This window comes from Pseudoalteromonas sp. MMG012 (genome assembly GCF_018100875.1).
Lineage (GTDB): Bacteria > Pseudomonadota > Gammaproteobacteria > Enterobacterales > Alteromonadaceae > Pseudoalteromonas > Pseudoalteromonas aurantia.
The window spans coordinates 1-18,541 of the sequence record NZ_JAGJEF010000027.1 but is presented as its reverse complement, the minus strand read 5'-3'; the positions used below and the strand labels follow the sequence as shown (position 1 = coordinate 18,541).

18 protein-coding genes are annotated in these 18,541 nt (G+C 41.2%); 10 read left to right on the top strand and 8 right to left on the bottom strand.

Features of this window, described 5'->3' with window-relative positions; genetic code table 11:
- Nucleotides 1-122: 122 nt before the first annotated feature.
- Both J8L97_RS11125 and J8L97_RS11120 read right to left on the bottom strand, forming a co-directional pair.
- Nucleotides 123-746 (bottom strand): OmpA family protein, encoded by a 624-nt coding sequence (locus J8L97_RS11125; RefSeq protein ID WP_210996847.1) that lies wholly within the window; start codon nt 744-746, stop codon nt 123-125.
- A gap of 67 nt (nt 747-813) precedes the next feature.
- Complete coding sequence (locus J8L97_RS11120) at nt 814-1,614, bottom strand: ABC transporter substrate-binding protein (RefSeq protein ID WP_247688644.1); 801 nt, start codon at nt 1,612-1,614, stop codon at nt 814-816.
- Nucleotides 1,615-1,792: 178 nt separating this feature from the next.
- Between J8L97_RS11120 and chrA the strand changes: the two genes are divergently transcribed.
- Nucleotides 1,793-2,917, top strand: a complete 1,125-nt coding sequence (gene chrA / locus J8L97_RS11115; protein WP_211049718.1) for a chromate efflux transporter — start codon at nt 1,793-1,795, stop codon at nt 2,915-2,917.
- On the opposite strand, the gene J8L97_RS11110 is transcribed toward chrA, so the two are convergent.
- The 3 genes from J8L97_RS11110 to speA all read right to left on the bottom strand — a co-directional run bounded on the left by J8L97_RS11110 (nt 2,879) and on the right by speA (nt 7,142).
- Complete coding sequence (locus J8L97_RS11110; RefSeq protein ID WP_211049715.1) at nt 2,879-4,099, bottom strand: mechanosensitive ion channel family protein; 1,221 nt, start codon at nt 4,097-4,099, stop codon at nt 2,879-2,881. The two genes, chrA and J8L97_RS11110, sit on opposite strands and share 39 nt — an antisense overlap.
- Nucleotides 4,100-4,261: 162 nt before the next feature.
- On the bottom strand, nt 4,262-5,137 hold the full coding sequence (locus J8L97_RS11105) for an acyltransferase (protein WP_192506020.1): 876 nt from the start codon (nt 5,135-5,137) through the stop codon (nt 4,262-4,264).
- 124 nt (nt 5,138-5,261) lie between these two features.
- Entirely contained in the window at nt 5,262-7,142 is a 1,881-nt protein-coding gene (gene speA / locus J8L97_RS11100; protein ID WP_211049712.1) for a biosynthetic arginine decarboxylase, read from the bottom strand.
- Nucleotides 7,143-7,472: 330 nt separating this feature from the next.
- Between speA and speE the strand changes: the two genes are divergently transcribed.
- Nucleotides 7,473-8,333, top strand: coding sequence for a polyamine aminopropyltransferase (gene speE, locus J8L97_RS11095; RefSeq protein ID WP_211049709.1), 861 nt, complete (start codon nt 7,473-7,475; stop codon nt 8,331-8,333).
- A gap of 86 nt (nt 8,334-8,419) precedes the next feature.
- Here the strand turns inward: speE and hemE are convergent, their stop codons facing one another.
- Nucleotides 8,420-9,484, bottom strand: coding sequence for a uroporphyrinogen decarboxylase (gene hemE / locus J8L97_RS11090; protein ID WP_192506023.1), 1,065 nt, complete (start codon nt 9,482-9,484; stop codon nt 8,420-8,422).
- A gap of 457 nt (nt 9,485-9,941) precedes the next feature.
- Here hemE and rsd point away from each other — a divergent pair, with 457 nt between their 5' ends.
- Nucleotides 9,942-10,412, top strand: a complete 471-nt coding sequence (gene rsd, locus J8L97_RS11085) for a sigma D regulator (protein WP_192506024.1) — start codon at nt 9,942-9,944, stop codon at nt 10,410-10,412.
- An 80-nt stretch (nt 10,413-10,492) separates the two neighbouring features.
- On the opposite strand, the gene fkpA is transcribed toward rsd, so the two are convergent.
- Complete coding sequence (gene fkpA, locus J8L97_RS11080; RefSeq protein ID WP_192506025.1) at nt 10,493-11,245, bottom strand: FKBP-type peptidyl-prolyl cis-trans isomerase; 753 nt, start codon at nt 11,243-11,245, stop codon at nt 10,493-10,495.
- A 247-nt stretch (nt 11,246-11,492) separates the two neighbouring features.
- Here fkpA and J8L97_RS11075 point away from each other — a divergent pair, with 247 nt between their 5' ends.
- Nucleotides 11,493-12,479, top strand: a complete 987-nt coding sequence (locus J8L97_RS11075; RefSeq protein ID WP_211049706.1) for a WD40 repeat domain-containing protein — start codon at nt 11,493-11,495, stop codon at nt 12,477-12,479.
- Nucleotides 12,479-12,691, top strand: coding sequence for a SlyX family protein (locus J8L97_RS11070; RefSeq protein ID WP_210996855.1), 213 nt, complete (start codon nt 12,479-12,481; stop codon nt 12,689-12,691). Before J8L97_RS11075 ends, J8L97_RS11070 begins: the two co-directional genes overlap by 1 nt.
- A 20-nt stretch (nt 12,692-12,711) precedes the next feature.
- Here the strand turns inward: J8L97_RS11070 and J8L97_RS11065 are convergent, their stop codons facing one another.
- Complete coding sequence (locus J8L97_RS11065; RefSeq protein ID WP_192506028.1) at nt 12,712-12,912, bottom strand: YheV family putative zinc ribbon protein; 201 nt, start codon at nt 12,910-12,912, stop codon at nt 12,712-12,714.
- Between the two features lie 131 nt (nt 12,913-13,043).
- Here J8L97_RS11065 and J8L97_RS11060 point away from each other — a divergent pair, with 131 nt between their 5' ends.
- The 5 genes from J8L97_RS11060 (at nt 13,044) to J8L97_RS11040 (ending at nt 18,339) form a co-directional block, all read left to right on the top strand.
- Nucleotides 13,044-14,963, top strand: coding sequence for an ATP-binding cassette domain-containing protein (locus tag J8L97_RS11060; RefSeq protein ID WP_211049703.1), 1,920 nt, complete (start codon nt 13,044-13,046; stop codon nt 14,961-14,963).
- Nucleotides 14,960-15,424 (top strand): TIGR02444 family protein, encoded by a 465-nt coding sequence (locus J8L97_RS11055; RefSeq protein WP_211049700.1) that lies wholly within the window; start codon nt 14,960-14,962, stop codon nt 15,422-15,424. Before J8L97_RS11060 ends, J8L97_RS11055 begins: the two co-directional genes overlap by 4 nt.
- 441 nt (nt 15,425-15,865) lie before the next feature.
- Entirely contained in the window at nt 15,866-16,849 is a 984-nt protein-coding gene (locus tag J8L97_RS11050; protein ID WP_211049698.1) for a hydrolase, read from the top strand.
- Nucleotides 16,846-17,085, top strand: a complete 240-nt coding sequence (locus J8L97_RS11045) for a YheU family protein (protein WP_211049695.1) — start codon at nt 16,846-16,848, stop codon at nt 17,083-17,085. Before J8L97_RS11050 ends, J8L97_RS11045 begins: the two co-directional genes overlap by 4 nt.
- A gap of 69 nt (nt 17,086-17,154) precedes the next feature.
- Nucleotides 17,155-18,339, top strand: coding sequence for a dipeptidase (locus tag J8L97_RS11040; RefSeq protein WP_211049691.1), 1,185 nt, complete (start codon nt 17,155-17,157; stop codon nt 18,337-18,339).
- Nucleotides 18,340-18,541 lie beyond the last annotated feature (202 nt).

Sequence of the window (18,541 nt, the reverse complement as noted above, 5' to 3'; positions counted from 1 at the left end):
TGATATTTTTTTCAATATCAAGGCGCTTTTATGCAGTAATAGCGGGCTATTACAAATGAAAGCAACGCCGAGAGTGAGAAAAATAGCTTTATTGGGCAGATTCGCTTACCCAGAGCTGAGGTTTATTTAGCCTTTATCTCTATTTCCACCCGCCGATTTAACGCACGTCCGTGAGCTGTTGTATTACTGGCAATACTTGAAAACTCACCCATGCCCACGGCTTGCAAACGTCCTGCAGCAATTTCTTGTGCAAGCAAATAATTCTTAATCGTCTCTGCGCGCTGCTCACTGAGGTGTTGATTAAATGCGGTGGTTCCCTCGCTGTCGGTATGACCCGTAATAATCAAGCGTGTTTTATCATACTGATGCATAACATCGGCGATGTCGTTCAACGTACTATAAAAATCTGCAGAGATAGTCGCTTGGTTACTTGAGAAAGTTATTTTACTGGGCATCACGAGTCGCATAGCATTCCCCTCTCGGACAATAGTGACACCTGAACCAGCAAGCGAGTCATTGAGTGCGGCTTCCTGCCTATCCATATACTCTCCTACAGCTGCGCCTGCGATTGCGCCAATAGCCCCTCCAATAAACACCCGCTTATTCTTATGATTCCCCGTTGCTTTGCCCAATATAGCTCCGGCGGCTGCACCTAAGCTTGCTCCTTTATCTGCCTGTGTCATTTCACATCCAGAGAGCGATAAAAGGCCAGCCCCCATAGCCACATAATACACCATAGCCTTCATATTATTTCTTTCATTCTGATCTCCCATAGGCATGAGTATGCTCAGAACAAATGAATAGAAAGTTAAGCTATGGTGATTCTGGCAGCAGCCTTTTTGGAATAGCAGGTAAATGGTAGGGTGCAATCACTTTATCAAGCGTACCCTGCTGAGCAATATCCACCATTCCCTGCATCAATTGTTTTGCCACTGTCGTTTTGGCAAATGCTTTACTAAATGCCATATGCCCATATATGGTGTTCGTATACCTATATGCGACCTTTTTTAATTTTGAAGTTGGTTGCTCAAGGACACTCATCGCGACTTCCGCCGTGTCTTCAACGGCTATAACAAGATCAACTCGCCCTTTCAGTAATAAATCAACCGCAACACGTTCTGAAGGCACCGCGACTTTGTTCAGACTGCGATCTTCATTAAACTTGGTAAAATATACGCCTCCACGCATCACGGCAATGCGCTTATTTTTCAAATCTGCGTAGTTATTGACGACAATGCTACTACTTTGTTTAGCGTAAAATACAAAAGAGGATGGCAGTGCCATATAGGCTGGTGTGACAAAACGTATTAGATTATCGCGCTTAGGGGTACGTATAAGCCCCCCTAATACATCAACTTCACCCTGTATTAGCATTCTCAAACAACGAGAAAAAGGGCATGGAACAGGCTCTATTTTATAACCTCGCTCTGCATATGGCTGTAGTTGCGTTAATATATCAATTATCAGCCCTGACACATCACCCTCATAAGTGATGACACTATAAGGAGGCGCATGATCGATAGCCACATACACTTTATCATGGTCAGCATGTGCAATATTGACTAATAATAGTAGCAATATCAACGTCAATGAGCTGACAAAAGACCATTTCAAATTATTATACCTCTGTTCTTTAATCACAACCTGCAGCACACTTTTATCGCGCTTAAAAGACATAAACTATTTAAGTAAAGGCAACTTAAGCATAGCGAAAAAATACTACATCGCATAGTCACAAAAATGTCATAATTGTATGTAAGGCTGAAGTGCTAACCATAACATAAGGTGAACCATGGTATTGAGTATTTTCTATCAGTTTTTCTTGTTAGGCTGTACAAGTTTTGGTGGTCCAGCTGCCCATCTTGGCTTTTTCAAAAAACACTTTGTTGATAACCTCAAGTGGTTATCAAACGAGCGCTATAGCTCGATGATCAGTTTATCACAAATATTACCAGGCCCAGGTTCCAGTCAAGTCGGCTTTGCTATCGGCGTAGAACGTGCAGGCCTGTTAGGAGGTATTGCAGCTTTCATTGGCTTCACGCTACCTTCTTTTTTAATCATGGTAGTACTGGCTTTGAGCGCAACCCAATTACAAGACAATTTGACTGGCGTCATTCATGGCTTAAAACTCTTTGCCGTGGTCGTTGTCGCCGACGCTATTTTATCAATGGCAAAGAGCTTTTGTAAAACCACCGCACTCAAGCTCGTTACGTTCGCAAGTACCTTATTTATACTTATTTCTCCGAGTATATTTAGCCAAATTTGGTTGCTGGTGATTGCTGCATCTATGGGGATGCTCTACCGCTTCAGCCCTATACCCGATAGCACTACATCGAAAGTCGGCAAGTGGCACTGGCCTGCACTCGCCCTTTTCGTCGGGTTATTTGTCCTATCATTTTTCGGTTTCTCAGACTATCTCTATGCGCCTTTTTACCAAGCTGGGGCTTTGGTTTTTGGCGGCGGTCATGTGGTGCTACCCCTGTTGCAAAATAGCGTAGAGCACCTTTCTCAAGAAAGCTTTCTAACCGCTTATGCCGCGGCGCAAGCAGTGCCGGGGCCAATGTTTACTATTGCAACCTATTTGGGTGCTGTGACACAGCCTGATAATGTCTGGTTTGGTGCTATTATAGCAACCCTTGCTGTATTTTTGCCCGGTTTACTACTTATGTATAGCTGCCACCATAGTTGGCATGCATTGAGTAATTTACCAAAATTTGCCAGTGTAACTGCGGCAATTAATGCGGCTGTTGTTGGCCTACTCGCGGCTGCATTTTATCAGCCTATCTGGTCATCAAGCGTTACTAATCTATGGCATATTGCCATTGTCGTTATTGGGTTTAGTTGTATGAAACTGTTCAAGCCACCAATTTGGATGATGTTAATCGCCTTCGCTTCGTTGGGTCTGTTCTTGTCGTGAGTTTATTTGTAGTTGCCCTGATACTGTTTGGTACGGGCGCAACTCAAATTCAGACATTGTAGCTATCATATGGTCCATAATATCGGCTTGTAAGTGTTCATAAAAAACCCATTGCTTATTCACACTAAAACAATAGAATTCAATTGGTAAACCATGGTGTTGAGGCGCGAGTTCCCGTACCATTAGCACACAATCTTGGTTAATATCTTTATGCTTACGCAGATACGCTTCTGCATAACGGCGGAACAATCCAACATTCGTAATGGGCTGTGGTAACTCGCCAACGTCTAAAAGTTCAGGGAACACATTTTGCAACTGCGTCACGCTGGCTGCATTTAACGTAACGACACTATGCATATCTAATAACAACGCCCGTTTTATTCTTCTACCCGCAGACTCTTGCATCGCACGCCAATTCTTAAAAGAATCCGTAATGAGCATATAAGTGGGGATGGTTGTCACCGTATTATCCCAATTTCTCACTCTTACCGTATTTAGCCCTAAATCAATGACTTCGCCATCAGCACCAAATGCATCTACTTGGATCCAATCACCAATTGTCACCAATCGATTTGCAGCAATTTGAATGGATGCAACCAGCCCCAAAATTGTGTCTTTAAATACTAACAAAGTCACAGCAGCAATTGCGCCAAAACCTGAAAGTATGTAAGTCGGTGATTTATCTAACAACAAACTGATGATTAAAATACTGCAGACAATAAAAGTCATCAATTTAGTAACTTGCACAATGCCTTGTATAGGTACGTCTTTAGCGAATCGCAATTGACTGTAAATCCCATGAGCAAGATTCACTAAGCTGCTGAGTAAAAACCCAGAAATAACAATCAGAACAATTTGGCCCACTGATTTAAAGCTCAATAGCACCCATTCAGGCGCCACGAGCACACGCGGATAAAATGCCAAAAATGCCACACAACTGAGCATTGCCGCCATTCTACCAGTGAGTTTATTGAGGTGCTCTGTGAGCTGTCCCAAGCGCGATGGAGAAAACTTAGTGAGCGTATTTTGAATGGTTGGAAATACCAACCGACGGGTGAATATATATACAAAAATAACGCCGATAAAGCCAATGCTGTTTGCCGAAATAGCACTCAATAAAGCTTCTTTTGGTAATCCATTAAGCCATGGTTCAATTAAGTCTGTTATATGTGCAATACTCATATTTTAATCACTCCTCATCAGCTTACGCTAATACAATCACCGTATTTCCACATCTTGGTTTTTGAAGGTGAGTGCTGTGTACTCATTAACTGCTCGCACCTTATTAGCTAAGGTTTATTGAGGAGCGTACTTACACATACTCCCCACACCTATCTTGACGGTCTATTTAACGTGCTGTAATTTTTCAAGCTGCTGATCTTTGTCGCTCCATAAACGATTTAATTCTGACTGGAAACGCACTCTAAATTCGTTGTCGTTACTGTAATCCCCTATTAGCTCTTCACTTACAGGCATTACATCAATGTGCACATCTACTCTTTTTACCTTGCCACTGACAAAGTCGATAAAGTTTGGGATCCCGTCTGGATAATGAATTGTCACATTCACCACTTTGTTAATTTGCTCACCCATCGCTTGCATCACAAATGCAATGCCACCGGCCTTTGGCTTTAATAAATGGTCAAACGGACTTTTTTGGCGCTGATGCTTCTCTGGAGTAAAACGTGTGCCTTCCACAAAGTTTACAATACTCACAGGCATAGTTTTAAACTTCTCACAGGCTTTACGCGTTGTTTCTATATCCTTGCCTTTGAGCTTCGGATTTTTACGCAATTGGCTTTTGCTGGTTCGGCTCATAAATGGGAAATCTAGCGCCCACCAAGCCAAACCTAGCACTGGCACGTACAATAATTCCTTTTTCAAAAAGAAATTTAAGAATGGGATCTTTCTATGTAAAACGCGTTGCATAATCACAATATCGACCCAACTTTGATGATTGGCAATCACCAAATACCAATCCTTACGTTTAATATCTTCTAAGCCTGTTATATTTAGCTCAAATGGCGTGATTAAATTCTGATTACAGTTATTGCCTGCAACCCACATGCTTGCACACTCTTTGGCCAGTTTACTACAAAGTTTTTGCCATATAGGGACTGGTAACAACTTCAATAAGCCAAATAAGAAAATGGGTATAAACCAAACTAACGTATTCAGGGCATACAAGAATAAACTGATAATGCGACGTAACAACGACATTCAATGTTTCCTTTACAACAACCTAAGTCAAAAGGCTAACATCTTGCTACATATGCGAGCCTAATTCATGACTGAGAATAATACCTTGTTTTTATGCTACGAAAAACCTAAGCCAATAAAAAGCTTAATCTTCAAAATAGGTATACCCTGCTAATCCTGCGTTTAATTCAGCTAAATATTGCGCCTTTAAATCATGCTCAATATCCAACTTGCTCACTTGTTCAACAAAATTATTAGACAGTTTTTCATGATCATAATGCACAAATTTCAAAACATCAGCCACGCTATCCCCTTTAATTGCATTGGTTAACGTATATCCTTGCTCCGTCAACTCCACATGCACAGAATCCGTATCACCAAATAAGTTATGTAAATCACCTAATATCTCTTGATAAGCTCCAACCATAAACATGGCTAAATGGTATTGCTGACCAAATTGATAAGGCGGTATTGGCAAACTTGATTCAATTCCCGAGCCTTCAACATATTCTCTGATCTGTCCATCAGAATCACAGGTAATATCTTGGATAATGGCCCTTTGAGTCAATGGTTGATCTAAAGACTCTATCGGCATTACAGGGAATAGCTGTTGGATCCCCCAAACATCAGGTAATGATTGAAATAAAGAAAAGTTCACAAAAAGCTTATCAGCCAACTTTTCATTTAAATCATCCAACACTTCGCGGTGTGAACGTGCATTATCGCTTAATGTTTCACGAACTTGATGCAAAATAGTGAAATACATTAATTCAATTTGTGCCCATTGCGTCATGCTCACCAAACCATGCACATATTGACCATGCGCTTCGCTAAATAAATGCATTGCATCGTGATAAGCCTCTAATGCCAAGCGTGGTGTGATGCGATGGAGCACTTGCCATAACTGGTGCAAAATAGCATGATCACTTTTATTCGGTGGTGTATTTGACGTTTGCTTTGGCGCTTTTTCAATATCAATAACGTCTGTGATTAACACCGCATGATGCGCTGTAAGTGCACGACCTGATTCGGTGATAATCGCAGGGTGCTCTAGATCATGTTGGTCACATACATCCGCAAAAGCACTCACGACATTACGAGCATACTCCGCTACCGTATAATTCATTGAGCAAGCGCTTCGTGACCCAGAACCTTCGTAGTCCACACCTAGGCCGCCGCCCACATCCACCGTTTTTAAGGGCACGCCTAATCGAGAGAGCTCTGCAAAATGACGGGCACATTCCGTTAATGCCCGTTGAATATCACGAATATTGGCAATTTGCGATCCGATATGGAAATGCACCAAATTCATTAAATGTAGTTTGTTATGACGTTTTAACGTCTCCACGGCTTCTAATACTTGCCCCGCAGTTAATCCAAACTTACCTTTTTCACCGCCTGTATTCTGCCATTTACCTTTGCCAACTGAGTTTAATCGAATCCGAATACCAATCGCTGGTTCAATGTCTAAGTCATCAATTTCTTTAATGAGAGAGGTTAATTCAGAAAGCTTTTCAACCACCACGTTAACGTTATGACCCATCGCTTGCCCAATGCATGCAAGACGTAAAAACTCACTGTCTTTATAACCATTACACACAATGGTAATCGCTTTGTTCGTAAGACCTAAAATAGCCATTAATTCAGGCTTAGATCCGGCTTCCAAACCAACTAACCCGCTCGGGTGAGCTAATAATTTACTCACCACCGAACGTTGTTGATTCACTTTTATCGGATAAACACAGGTATAGTGACCTTGATACTGCTTTTGTTCACAAGCCAAGGAAAACGCCTCTGTCATAGTATCAACACGGTGCTGCAGAATATCTGTAAACCTGACTAAAACCGGCAATGTTAAGCCTTCTGCTTTAAATTGTTCAGTCAGTTCGGTCAATGAGATTGGCGGAGTCCTTTTTTCCCCATCCGGGAATGCAACGAGCTCACCTTGATCGTTAATATCAAAATAGCCATCACTCCAATGTGCAACATTATAGATATCTCGCGCTGTCTCTAAGCCCCATTTCATGGCAATCTCACTTACTCAATTCGAAAGGCGTATTTTAATACTAGCGCATACTATTGGCGAACAAAATTCACGTCTCTTTCGTGAAAATACGCTTATATTTTTTTCAAAAGCGCGAAAGTCACACTTTGATGCAAAATTTAGAAGCAATACATATATCAAACAACCGTTAAGCATGCCTCACTTTGTTATTCCTTGTTAGCCAAATCAAAGCTCGATCAATGACAACTCAGATGAAACATGAGCTTTTAGCGAAAATGCGCTAAAATAGATTGAGCAAACACGTGCTCACTGGCAAAATTACCCGAATTGAATAGTAAGTGTGAAATATATATGGCAAATCTAGAAGCAAACCGTTGGTTTACCGAAGTAAGTGACCGTGATGGCAGCGCCTTTTCTCTGCGTATCAACAGAAAACTCGATGAGATCCAATCTCCATTCCAGAATGTTGAAATGTATGAAACCACCGACTTTGGCAACCTAATGATAATCGATGGCTGTACTATGGTCAGCAGCAGAGAAAACTTCTTTTACCATGAAATGATGAGTCACCCAGCATTGTTTTCTCACCCAGCACCGAAGAATGTCGTTATTATCGGGGGGGGGGATTGTGGAACCCTGCGTGAGGTTTTAAAACACCCAGATATTGAACGTGTTACGCAAATCGACATCGATGAAGTGGTAACACAAATGTCGCTTAAATATTTCCCCGAACTGTGTGAATCGAATAATGACTCAAGAGCCACCATCATGTTTGATGATGGCATAAAATTTATGAAAGAAGCGGATGCTGAATCTATTGATGTCATTATCGTTGACGGTACCGACCCTGTAGGGCCTGGTGAAGGGCTCTTCAACCATGCTTTTTATACAAGCTGCTTAAACGCTTTACGTAAAGGTGGGATCATGATCCAACAGAGTGAATCTCCCCTAATGCATATGCCGCTACTCATTGAAATGCGTGATGCTATGACAGATGTTGGGTTTGTTGACTTACAAACTTTACCCTTTCCGCAACCGATTTATCCAAGTGGCTTATGGTCATCAACGATGGCCCGTAAGGGCGAAGGGTTCTCAGGCTTCAGAGAGCAAGATGCTGATAAAGCACTATTTCATACCGATTACTATAATACAGGCATTCACAAAGGTGCACTGGCAACTCCTAACTTTATGAAACGCGCATTTGCCAAATAGCACTTGAAAAACGGACACCATAAATACAAAAAACCCAAGCAATCGCTTGGGTTTTCTGCAAATCAGCCACTATCTTATCGAAGTGCTTACTTATGATACTGCGCACTAAATTCGTGAACCGCATTAATGAAAACGCCCGCATGCTCAGGATCCACTTCCGGAGTAATACCATGGCCCAAATTAAAGACATGGCCATTGCCTTCACCAAATCCAGCTAGAATGTGCTGAACTTCTTCACGAATACGCTCTGGCGTACCATGTAGCATTGATGGATCCATATTACCTTGTAAGGCAACCTTATCACCCACGCGACGTTTAGCATCACCAATATCAATTGTCCAATCCAAGCCTACGGCATCACAACCAGTCGCTGCAATCGCTTCGATCCACTGACCCCCGTTTTTTGTAAATAGCGTTACGGGCACTTTTCGACCATCATTTTCACGAATGAGACCGTCTACAATCTTATGCATATATTGCAATGAAAACTCTTTATAATCACGAGGACTTAACACACCTCCCCATGAATCAAAAATCATTAACGACTGTGCACCCGCCTTTACCTGCGCGTTCAAGTAATCAATCACTGAATCTGCTAATTTGTCTAACAACAGGTGCAATGTCTTAGGCTCAGCAAACGCCATTTTCTTTATTTTTCCAAAGGTTTTACTACTGCCCCCTTCCACCATATATGTGGCAAGTGTCCAAGGAGAGCCAGAAAAACCAATCAAAGGCACTTCACCTTTTAATTCGCGGCGAATTGTACTGACCGCATTCATCACATAACCCAGCTCATCAGTAGGATCTAATTTGGGGATTTTCTGCACATCAGCCAAAGAACTAATAGGGCGTTCAAACTTAGGCCCTTCCCCAGTTTCAAAGTACAAACCAAGGCCCATTGCATCTGGAATAGTCAAGATGTCGCTGAACAAAATAGCCGCATCGAGTGGATAACGACGCAACGGCTGCAAAGTAACCTCACATGCCAATTCTGCATTTTTACACAAGCTCATAAAATCACCTGCTTGTGCGCGAGTTGCACGATACTCAGGTAAGTATCGACCTGCTTGACGCATCATCCATACTGGCGTGACATCAACAGGTTGTTTCATTAACGCACGTAAATAACGATCATTTTTCAATTCGCTCATAGCGGCTCTCAATTCCAAAGCTTTAAAAATTGAGCAGATTGTATCATCATCCACGCAAACGCTCTATTAAAAGCAAACACCAAAATACGGGAATATGATCTAGATTAAAAGAGACTGAAATTCAGAAAGTTAGTCCTTCGCTACGTAACAAAATGTAAAACAATTTATTAATTTGTTTGCAACAGAGGTAAAAGCTTGGTATAAAATATCCGCGTTACAAAAATAACAACAAAACACCTTTATAATAAAAATAACAACTATTATCAAAGAGCTAAACTCATTTACAAACCACCTACGGGTGGTTTTTTCTTGTGAAAAGCGATTGATTTACCCAAAACAACAACTCATTAAAAATCAAGAACCTACACCAGTTTTGGTGAAATAAAATAAAAATAGGTTGACCTTTGCAGCAGATTTCCTTTTCATAGAGGAAAACAATCCGCTAAAGGAGTCCGCTATGCTTTCTAGGTTAGAACAAGCCCAACAAAAATGGGGAGGTAGCCATAGTGTTATTGATGCATGGTTGGCTGAACGTCAAGAGCTGTTATTACTTTATTGTAAAATAGCTGGATTTTCCCCTTACGATAAGAATGAACAAGCTTTGCCAGAGCAGGTACAAATTCAATCTTTCTGTCAGATTCTTATGGACTATTTATCCGCTGGCCATTTTGAAATCTACGATAACATCGTAGAAGCCTGTAAGGAAAAAGGCCCTGAAAGCGCACAATTAGCGCAAGCGCTTTATCCTAGAATTGCTGATACAACTGACCTTGCTTTAGATTTCAATGATAAATATGCCGAAGCCTCTCAAGAAAGCCCATTGGTAGAGTTTGATAGTGATTTATCTAAATTAGGTGAAACACTGGAACTGCGCTTCGAGTTAGAAGATGAGTTGATTGATAACCTCTATGCCAATTATAGTCGTTAATAACTATGCCATTGCGGAACGTTAGCAACAATTAAAAAAGGGCCTATTGAGGCCCTTTTTGCTGATGCTGGAGAAATGAATTACTCCGCAGCAGCTTCCGCTTTTTCTTCTTGGATCTCCAGTAATTCAACTTCAAATACTAAAGTCGAGTTTGCTGGGATTTTACCTAGATCACGCTCACCGTAACCTAAGTTCGCTGGAATAGTAAACTTGTATTTAGACCCAACTGGCATTAACTGTAAACCCTCAGTCCAACCTGAGATAACACGATTTAATGGGAAAGTAGTTGGCTCATCACGAGAATACGAGCTATCAAACTCAGTACCGTCAATTAAAGTGCCTTTGTAATGTACTTTAACAACGTCAGTGACTAATGGCTTTTTACCTTCACCTGTACTTAATACTTCATACTGTAAACCTGACTCAGTAACGGTTACACCTGCTTTTTGTGCATTATCTGCTAAGAACTTTTCGCCTTCAGCTTTATTCTTTTCAGCATCTACTTTGGTTTTTTCAGCTTGTAACTCACGTACCGATGTGTCTAACGCAGTAAGGACTTCCCGGATTTTAGCTTCATCTAGTTTTGCTTCTCCCGCTAATGCGTCTTGAAAACCACGCATAAGTAACGCTTGATCTAGCTCAACACCAAAACCTTTTTTATCAGCTAGGTCTTTTTGCAAGAAATTACCTACTGAAGCGCCAATGCCATAAGCTTGTTGTTGTAGCTCTGTTTCTAGTTTAACTTCAACTGGCTTTTCTTCAGCTTTTTGATTACATGCAGTTAATGCTAAAACTGACGCAGCAATCAAAGACAATTTAATCGTCTGTTTCATTCTGTCTATTCTCTCTTTCCGACATACCTAACGGTAGTCTGTTAATATTATATTAATGGTTAAATCTATTGTAGCCACATTATCATTCATCGCAGTAGATGCCAAATTCAAACGCTAAACGTAGAATAAGTTAACGCGACTTTGTGTACTTGATACGCTAGTATCTAATAACATACTACTTCTAACGGGCAGATTATATATAGTCTACCCTTTGCACTACATGACGTTAAGGGAAAATACCGATATTATGCCCAATGTTTTTCGTGTCGCCCTGCTATCACAATTAATTTTGCTTATAAGCTGCTCAGATGGCACTAACCAAGCTGAGTTTACTGTTGAACACGCCGCACGAGGTGCATTCACAGCTGCGCTTTCTCAAGATGGACGTTACAGTTTAGTGTCCTCAGTCGAACATGGTGTCAGCCTATGGGACAATGATAGCCATGGGCTAAAATATCAATGGCACCAATCGTCTGAGCATGAAAACCTCGTCCACTCACTGGCTATTGCATACGATAATAGCTTTGCCGTTACTGCCGAAAATAATACTTTTGCCATTTGGAATATAAAAAATGGCAAAAACCAAGGTTTCTATCAAATAAAAACAGGCACTATTCGCGACATTGCAATCAGCAACCAGGGCCGTTACATACTTTATGGTCGCAGCGATAACGTTGTTGTACATCTGGACTTAGAAAGCGGAAGGCGCATAGAGTTCCTTGGACATCAAGAAAAAATTAATAGTATCGCATTATCACCGAATGGACATTTTGCTTTAACTGGCGCAAATGATTACAGTGCCTACTTCTGGAATACCAAAACTGGGCAGGTAATTCATCGATTTAATCACCCAAGTCGAGTCACAAAAGTCGCATTAGATGCCAGTGGGCAGTATGCATTTACCGCAGACAGTTTAAAAAAAGCCAGTATATGGCAACTGACTTCAGGTGATCTTGTCTCTCAATTGCAGTATATTGCGCGACAGAAAATTTTTAGTGCTGTGCGTTTTAATCACAATAGTCATTTGCTACTTACCGGTTCACCCAGTCGACAAATGGATTTATGGCAGGTAAATGATGGACAAAAGCTTGGATCTTGGCTTGTTGAGCCCAGATCTGGGAGCCGACCTAAATCAGCCGTTGTATTTGATGTGGCATTTGTAAACCAAGACCAAGCACTATTAACAGAAAGCTCTAGTGGACTACTAGAACGATTTAAGCGAGTAAACCGTTGATGACTGATTTAGAAAACCGCGTTATGGAATTAGAGGCTAAAGTGTCTTTTCAAGATGACACGATAGACACACTCAATGATGAATTACAAACTCATCAAAAGCGCCTAGCGAAGATGCAGCGCCAAATTGAATTAATTGGTGAAAAGATGAAGGAAACCAATGAGTCTGGTATTATTCCACAACATCAAGAACCGCCTCCTCCCCATTACTAACCTTTCGTTGTTCAGCCAGTTTACTCTGGCTTAAACACACCAATAACTTGTTCAAACTGGCGAGTCGACGCCTGCACGGCTGCTTTTGGTTGTGTCATGATATGACCACACTCAACACATTCGACCTTTTCCACATCATGTTCTTTAAATAGCATCATCACATCCATTTTTTTACACTCTGGACACGATGCGCCTGCAATAAAGCGTTTTTTTTGTTTCACAAATGTTCCCCTACTACTGGGTTATATTACAACGATGCCATTTTATCCTAAAGCGACTTGGCATGATACGCTTGAACAGGATAAAGCAGATCATGTTATGATGTCCCTAATGCACATTTAGAATTGAAATTATGATCCAGCTGTCTGATATTGAGTTACTTCGTGGTGGTAAAACACTCTTAAAAAATGCTAATGCCACTTTATTCCCTGAACATAAAGTTGGCTTAGTCGGCGCCAATGGCTGTGGAAAATCCACTCTATTTGCGCTATTAAAAGGCGAATTACAATTAGACTCTGGAGATTTTCAATTTCCTAAAGATTGGTCTATTGCCTCGGTAAAACAAGAAACCCCTGCATTAGACATCAGTGCGCTGGAATATGTGCTGCAAGGTCATCACGAATATTATCAATGCCGCATCACTTTGCAGCAAGCTGAGGCGAGCGGTGACGGTGCAATACAAGCCAAAGTACATCAAAAGCTTGAACTCATTGATGGCTATAGCATTGAATCTAAAGCGGGTGAATTACTACATGGCTTGGGGTTTACAAATGCGCAAATAGATAACCCTGTGAGTGCCTTCTCTGGTGGTTGGCGCATGCGTTTAAATCTAGCCCAAGCGCTCATTCGTGATGCTGATCTGCTGCTGCTTGATGAACCAACTAACCATTTAGATTTAGATGCGGTTTATTGGCTGGAGCGTTTCTTGCGAGCATATACTGGCACTCTGGTGCTAATTTCTCACGATAGAGAGTTTTTAGATGCCGTCATTGACCAAATTTGGCATATAGATCAACAGCGCATAAATATTTATAAAGGCCATTATTCTCAGTTTGAACGTCAAAAAGCTGAAAGAATGGCACAACACCAAGCTTTGTTTGAAAAGCAACAAGAACATATTGCACATTTAGAGCAATTTATTACCCGCTTTAAAGCAAAAGCAAGTAAAGCAAAGCAAGCTCAAAGTCGGGTTAAAGCGCTAGAACGAATGGAGAAACTTGCGCCAGCGCATGCAGACTCCCCCTTCAACTTTGAGTTTGCTGACCCCATAGTATTGCCTAACCCACTTATGACGTTAGACAATGCTGTTGCTGGGTATGGTGATGTCACTATCTTACATAAAATTAAATTAAACCTTGTTCCAGGTAGCCGCATTGCCCTGTTAGGCCGCAACGGAGCGGGTAAATCAACTCTCATTAAATTACTTGCCGGCGAGCTAGCACCACAAGCAGGTGAAGTATTCCAACATCAAGGCTTAAATATCGGGTATTTTGCACAACACCAACTTGAGTCATTAGACTTACAAGCAAATGCAATCACACATTTACAGCGTCTTGACCCCAAAGCCAGTGAACAATCCCTACGTGACTTTTTAGGCGGATTTGCTTTTATAGGTGACAAAGCACTTGAGCCAGTTGCACCATTTTCTGGCGGAGAGAAAGCACGACTCGTACTTGCGATGTTAGTCTATCAAAAGCCCAATTTACTGTTACTTGATGAACCGACCAACCACCTAGATTTAGAAATGCGTCATGCACTCGTTATGGCATTGCAAGGCTTTGAGGGCGCCATGGTCACCGTATCACACGATCGCCACATGCTAAAAAATACAGCCGATGAATACTACCTCGTTGATAATGGAACGGTAACCCAATTTGGTTATGACCTTGATGAGTATTATCAGTGGTTATTAAATGCAAACAAAGAGGCCGCGAAGAAACCGGAAGTAGACACAAAAAGTCACTCTAGTAGTAATCGTAAAGAACAAAAGCGCCTAGCAGCCGAATTTAGAAAGTCAGTGCAACCGTTAAAAAAGCAAATTGAAAAGCTAGAAAAAGCGCTAGATAAGCATTCCGATGAGTTGGCCACGATTGAGATGCAGTTAGCGGATAACGATTTGTATCATGAAGATAACAAGGCTAAGTTGACTGACTTACTCAATAAGCAAGCGCTCGTGACACCAAAGCTTAACCAAGTTGAAGAAGATTTGCTCATGGCATTAGAAGAACTGGAAGGGAAAGAGCGCCATTTTGAACAGAGTATGAGTGCATGAACGCACTCTCTGCTGCGCTGTTTTGGCAATTTTCTTGCGCTAGCTATGCCCTGCCTAACATCAAGGAGCTGTTGTTGTCGCTACAAGATAAGCATAATAAAAATATAAACCTATGCTTGTTATTACTTTACCTAGAGCAACAAAAAATACAGTTAACGCCAATACAAGTTAAAGCATTAGCAGATCTGTGTTCGGATATAGACGCGCAAACATTGTTACAACACCGGCAATTGCGCAAACACATCAAGGCATCTTATCAACGCCACCCTGCTTATCAGTCATTGCGAAAGCAGCTGTTAACAAGTGAATTAGCACTTGAGAAGTTTCAGCAGCAATTACTTATAGAACACCTCGAATCCGATACTTTGAACCATAACAACGTCTCAAACAACCTGACGTTTTACCTCGATGAGCACCACGCACTAGCCTTAAAACAATGCTTTTTCGCCACAAAAACATGATCAAGATCAAATCAGTGAATTAACCCTCGTAGCACGCTTAAAAAACTTGATCTTGATCATAATCCTTCGTAAGCCCCTCCTCTAAGATGAATACATCAACTAATTAGGAGTCACGGCCATGAACGTATTCTTCAGAGATTTTTTTACTGACCCAGTATTATTCTTGTCATTTGGGTTTTTGGGAATAGTAATTGGGCTGTGTCTGTTTTATGTATATTACTTTATGAAAAAAATTAATGATGCTGAAGTGCCTGAGCAATAAAGTACTCATAAAACACGATAATAAATTCCTGATGTAACCGAATTAAGCACGACGCACAAAGCACCTTACTAACCTAGTTAGTCGGGTGCTTTTTATTATCTGCATTCATGCTTATTTAAGCCTCAACACACTCACTGTTTTTTGCTAAACTATTCGACCCATTGATAGCAAGATGTTTTATGGACTACTCATTTAAAGGTGCATGGTGGATGCGCAATCGGCATGTACAGACCATACTGCCGCGTTTTTTTAGACCATTTCAAAAAGTCCCGGTCTACTTTGAAGAGCTCACTACCCCTGATGGTGATTTTCTTGAACTTGCATGGGCCAAAAACAAAAAGCCCAGTGCCCCCATCGCAATTATTTTACATGGCTTAGAAGGTAATATTAATAGCTTTTATGCTAAAGGAATGCTTAATGCACTCAGTAAGAAAGGCTTTAACACGGTACTGATGCACTTTCGCAACTGCTCTCGTACTCCCAATAAACTCGCTCGTGCATATCACAGTGGTGAAACCACTGATTTAAGCTTTTTAATTAAAACGCTGAAACAGCGCTATACTGATAGTCCACTGTATGCGGTCGGTTTTTCGCTGGGTGGAAATGTACTCGCAAAATATTTAGGTGAGCAACGTCATGCTAGTAGCCTCTGTGGTGCTGCCGTCATTTCGGCACCTTATCATCTATCATCTTCATGCCAAGTTATACGCAATAGCTGCTATGGTCTCTACCAAAAGTATTTACTCGATAGAATGAAGAAGTCGTTTGCCCGCAAGTTACCAACCATTCAGAGTGTATTGCCTTTAGATCAAGTCACATTAGATAACTTTGATGATTTATGGCAATTTGATAATCACATCACTGCACCATTACATGGTTTTGAAAACGCAGAAGATTATTACAAAAAAGCCAGCGCACAACCCTATTTAAAACATATACAAACCCCCACCTTGCTCATTCACGCCAAAGATGACCCAATGTTATCCACACAAGCAATTCCCAATGAAGCGCAAGTCAGTAGTGCCGTTACGTTAGCGGTGTCAGAGCGTGGTGGGCATGTCGGGTTTATTAGTGGTATAAATCCATTTAAACCCTTCTTTTGGTTAGAGCAAGCTGTACCTCACTATTTTACTACATTGGCCAATATGGATAAAAAAGCATGATCATTCCTATGCAACAACTTGACCCAACGACACTGGCTAATTTAATTGAGCACTATGTTTTACGAGAAGGCACCGACTACGGCGAGCATGAGTATTCAACTGAAGAAAAAATTGCCCATGTCAAAGCGCTGCTCACCGCAGGGGAAGCATTGATTGTGTTCTCAGAACTGCATGAATCTGTCAACATTGTCACTAAAGCCCAATTTCAAGCCATGCAAAGTGAGGATTACAACTAAAGCTGGTTTTGCCGCCTTGTATTTTCAGTTATAGTTTAGAGCTAATAACTAAACTAAAAAGGCAAAATCATGACCTTACGTTATTCTCTTTGCGCACTTGCACTGATGGCATCCGGTGTACATGCAAAAGATTATCAAGCATCCGAGCTCGCCCACCGACTCGCACAACAAAACATCCTGATTGATACACACATTGATGTGCCATATCGACTTAAAGAGCAATGGGATGACGTAAGTAAAGCAACCAAGTCAGGTGATTTTGATTACCCAAGAGCTGTGAAAGGGGGGTTAAACGCCCCTTTTATGTCTATTTATATTCCAGCCAACTTAGAGTTTGAAGGGAAAGGTAAAAGTTATCAGCTTGCCAATCAGCTTATTGATGGTATGGAAGCGCTGGCTTTCAGAGCACCTGACAAATTTGCAATTGCATACTCAACCAAAGACATTTATGTACACTTTAAACAAAAGAAGATGTCTATTGCCATGGGCATGGAGAACGGTTCACCAATTGAAGGCGAGCTGAATAACCTTAAACACTTTTTCGATCGTGGTGTACGCTATATCACCTTAGCGCACTCTCAAAGTAACCATATTTCTGATTCATCTTACGATGTACGCAGAAAATGGAAAGGGCTTAGCCCATTTGGTAAAGACCTCGTGGTTGAGATGAATAAAATTGGGATGCTCATCGATGTATCACATATTTCTGACGCCGCATTTTATCAAACAATGGAAATATCCAAAGTACCCGTTATCGCATCTCACTCCTCATTACGTAAATACACACCCGGCTTTGAGCGCAACATGGATGACAAAATGTTAAAAGCTCTCAAAAAAAATGGTGGAGTTATCCAGATAAACTTTGGCTCAAGCTTTGTCACAGCAAGCTCTCGTAGCTGGTATGATGTGCGCAATAAAGCACAAAAAGAAGCACAACAGAACGGCAATACACCCACCGATTTTGCGGCAGCATACCGGGCAAAAAACCCTTTCCCTTTTGCCACGCTTGAACAAGTTCTTGATCATATAGATCATGTTGTTAAGCTCATTGGTATCGATCATGTTGGTATTGGCTCTGATTATGACGGTGTAGGCGACTCTCTCCCTATCGGTCTGAAAGATGTGTCAACGTATCCTAATTTAGTACAAGGTCTTTTAGATAGAAATTATACCCAAGGCCAAATCAAGAAAATCTTAGGGGGAAATACCTTAAGGGTATGGCGTCAAGCGGAAGAGTACGCTAGACAGTTTTAACCCGTTTTTAGGTATAGCGTTGACCTCATCGCTATACCTTCTTCTCATTGCCGATCACGCTTCACATTTTTTGCAAGCAGTAAACCTCATTTTCTAATCGTCATTCAAAACATAAGATAAGGTAAAGGGAGTCTTTAGAAAATAATTGAGAAATACTAAGAATGATATATTAAGAAGAAATAAGTAGAATTATGTACAGGAA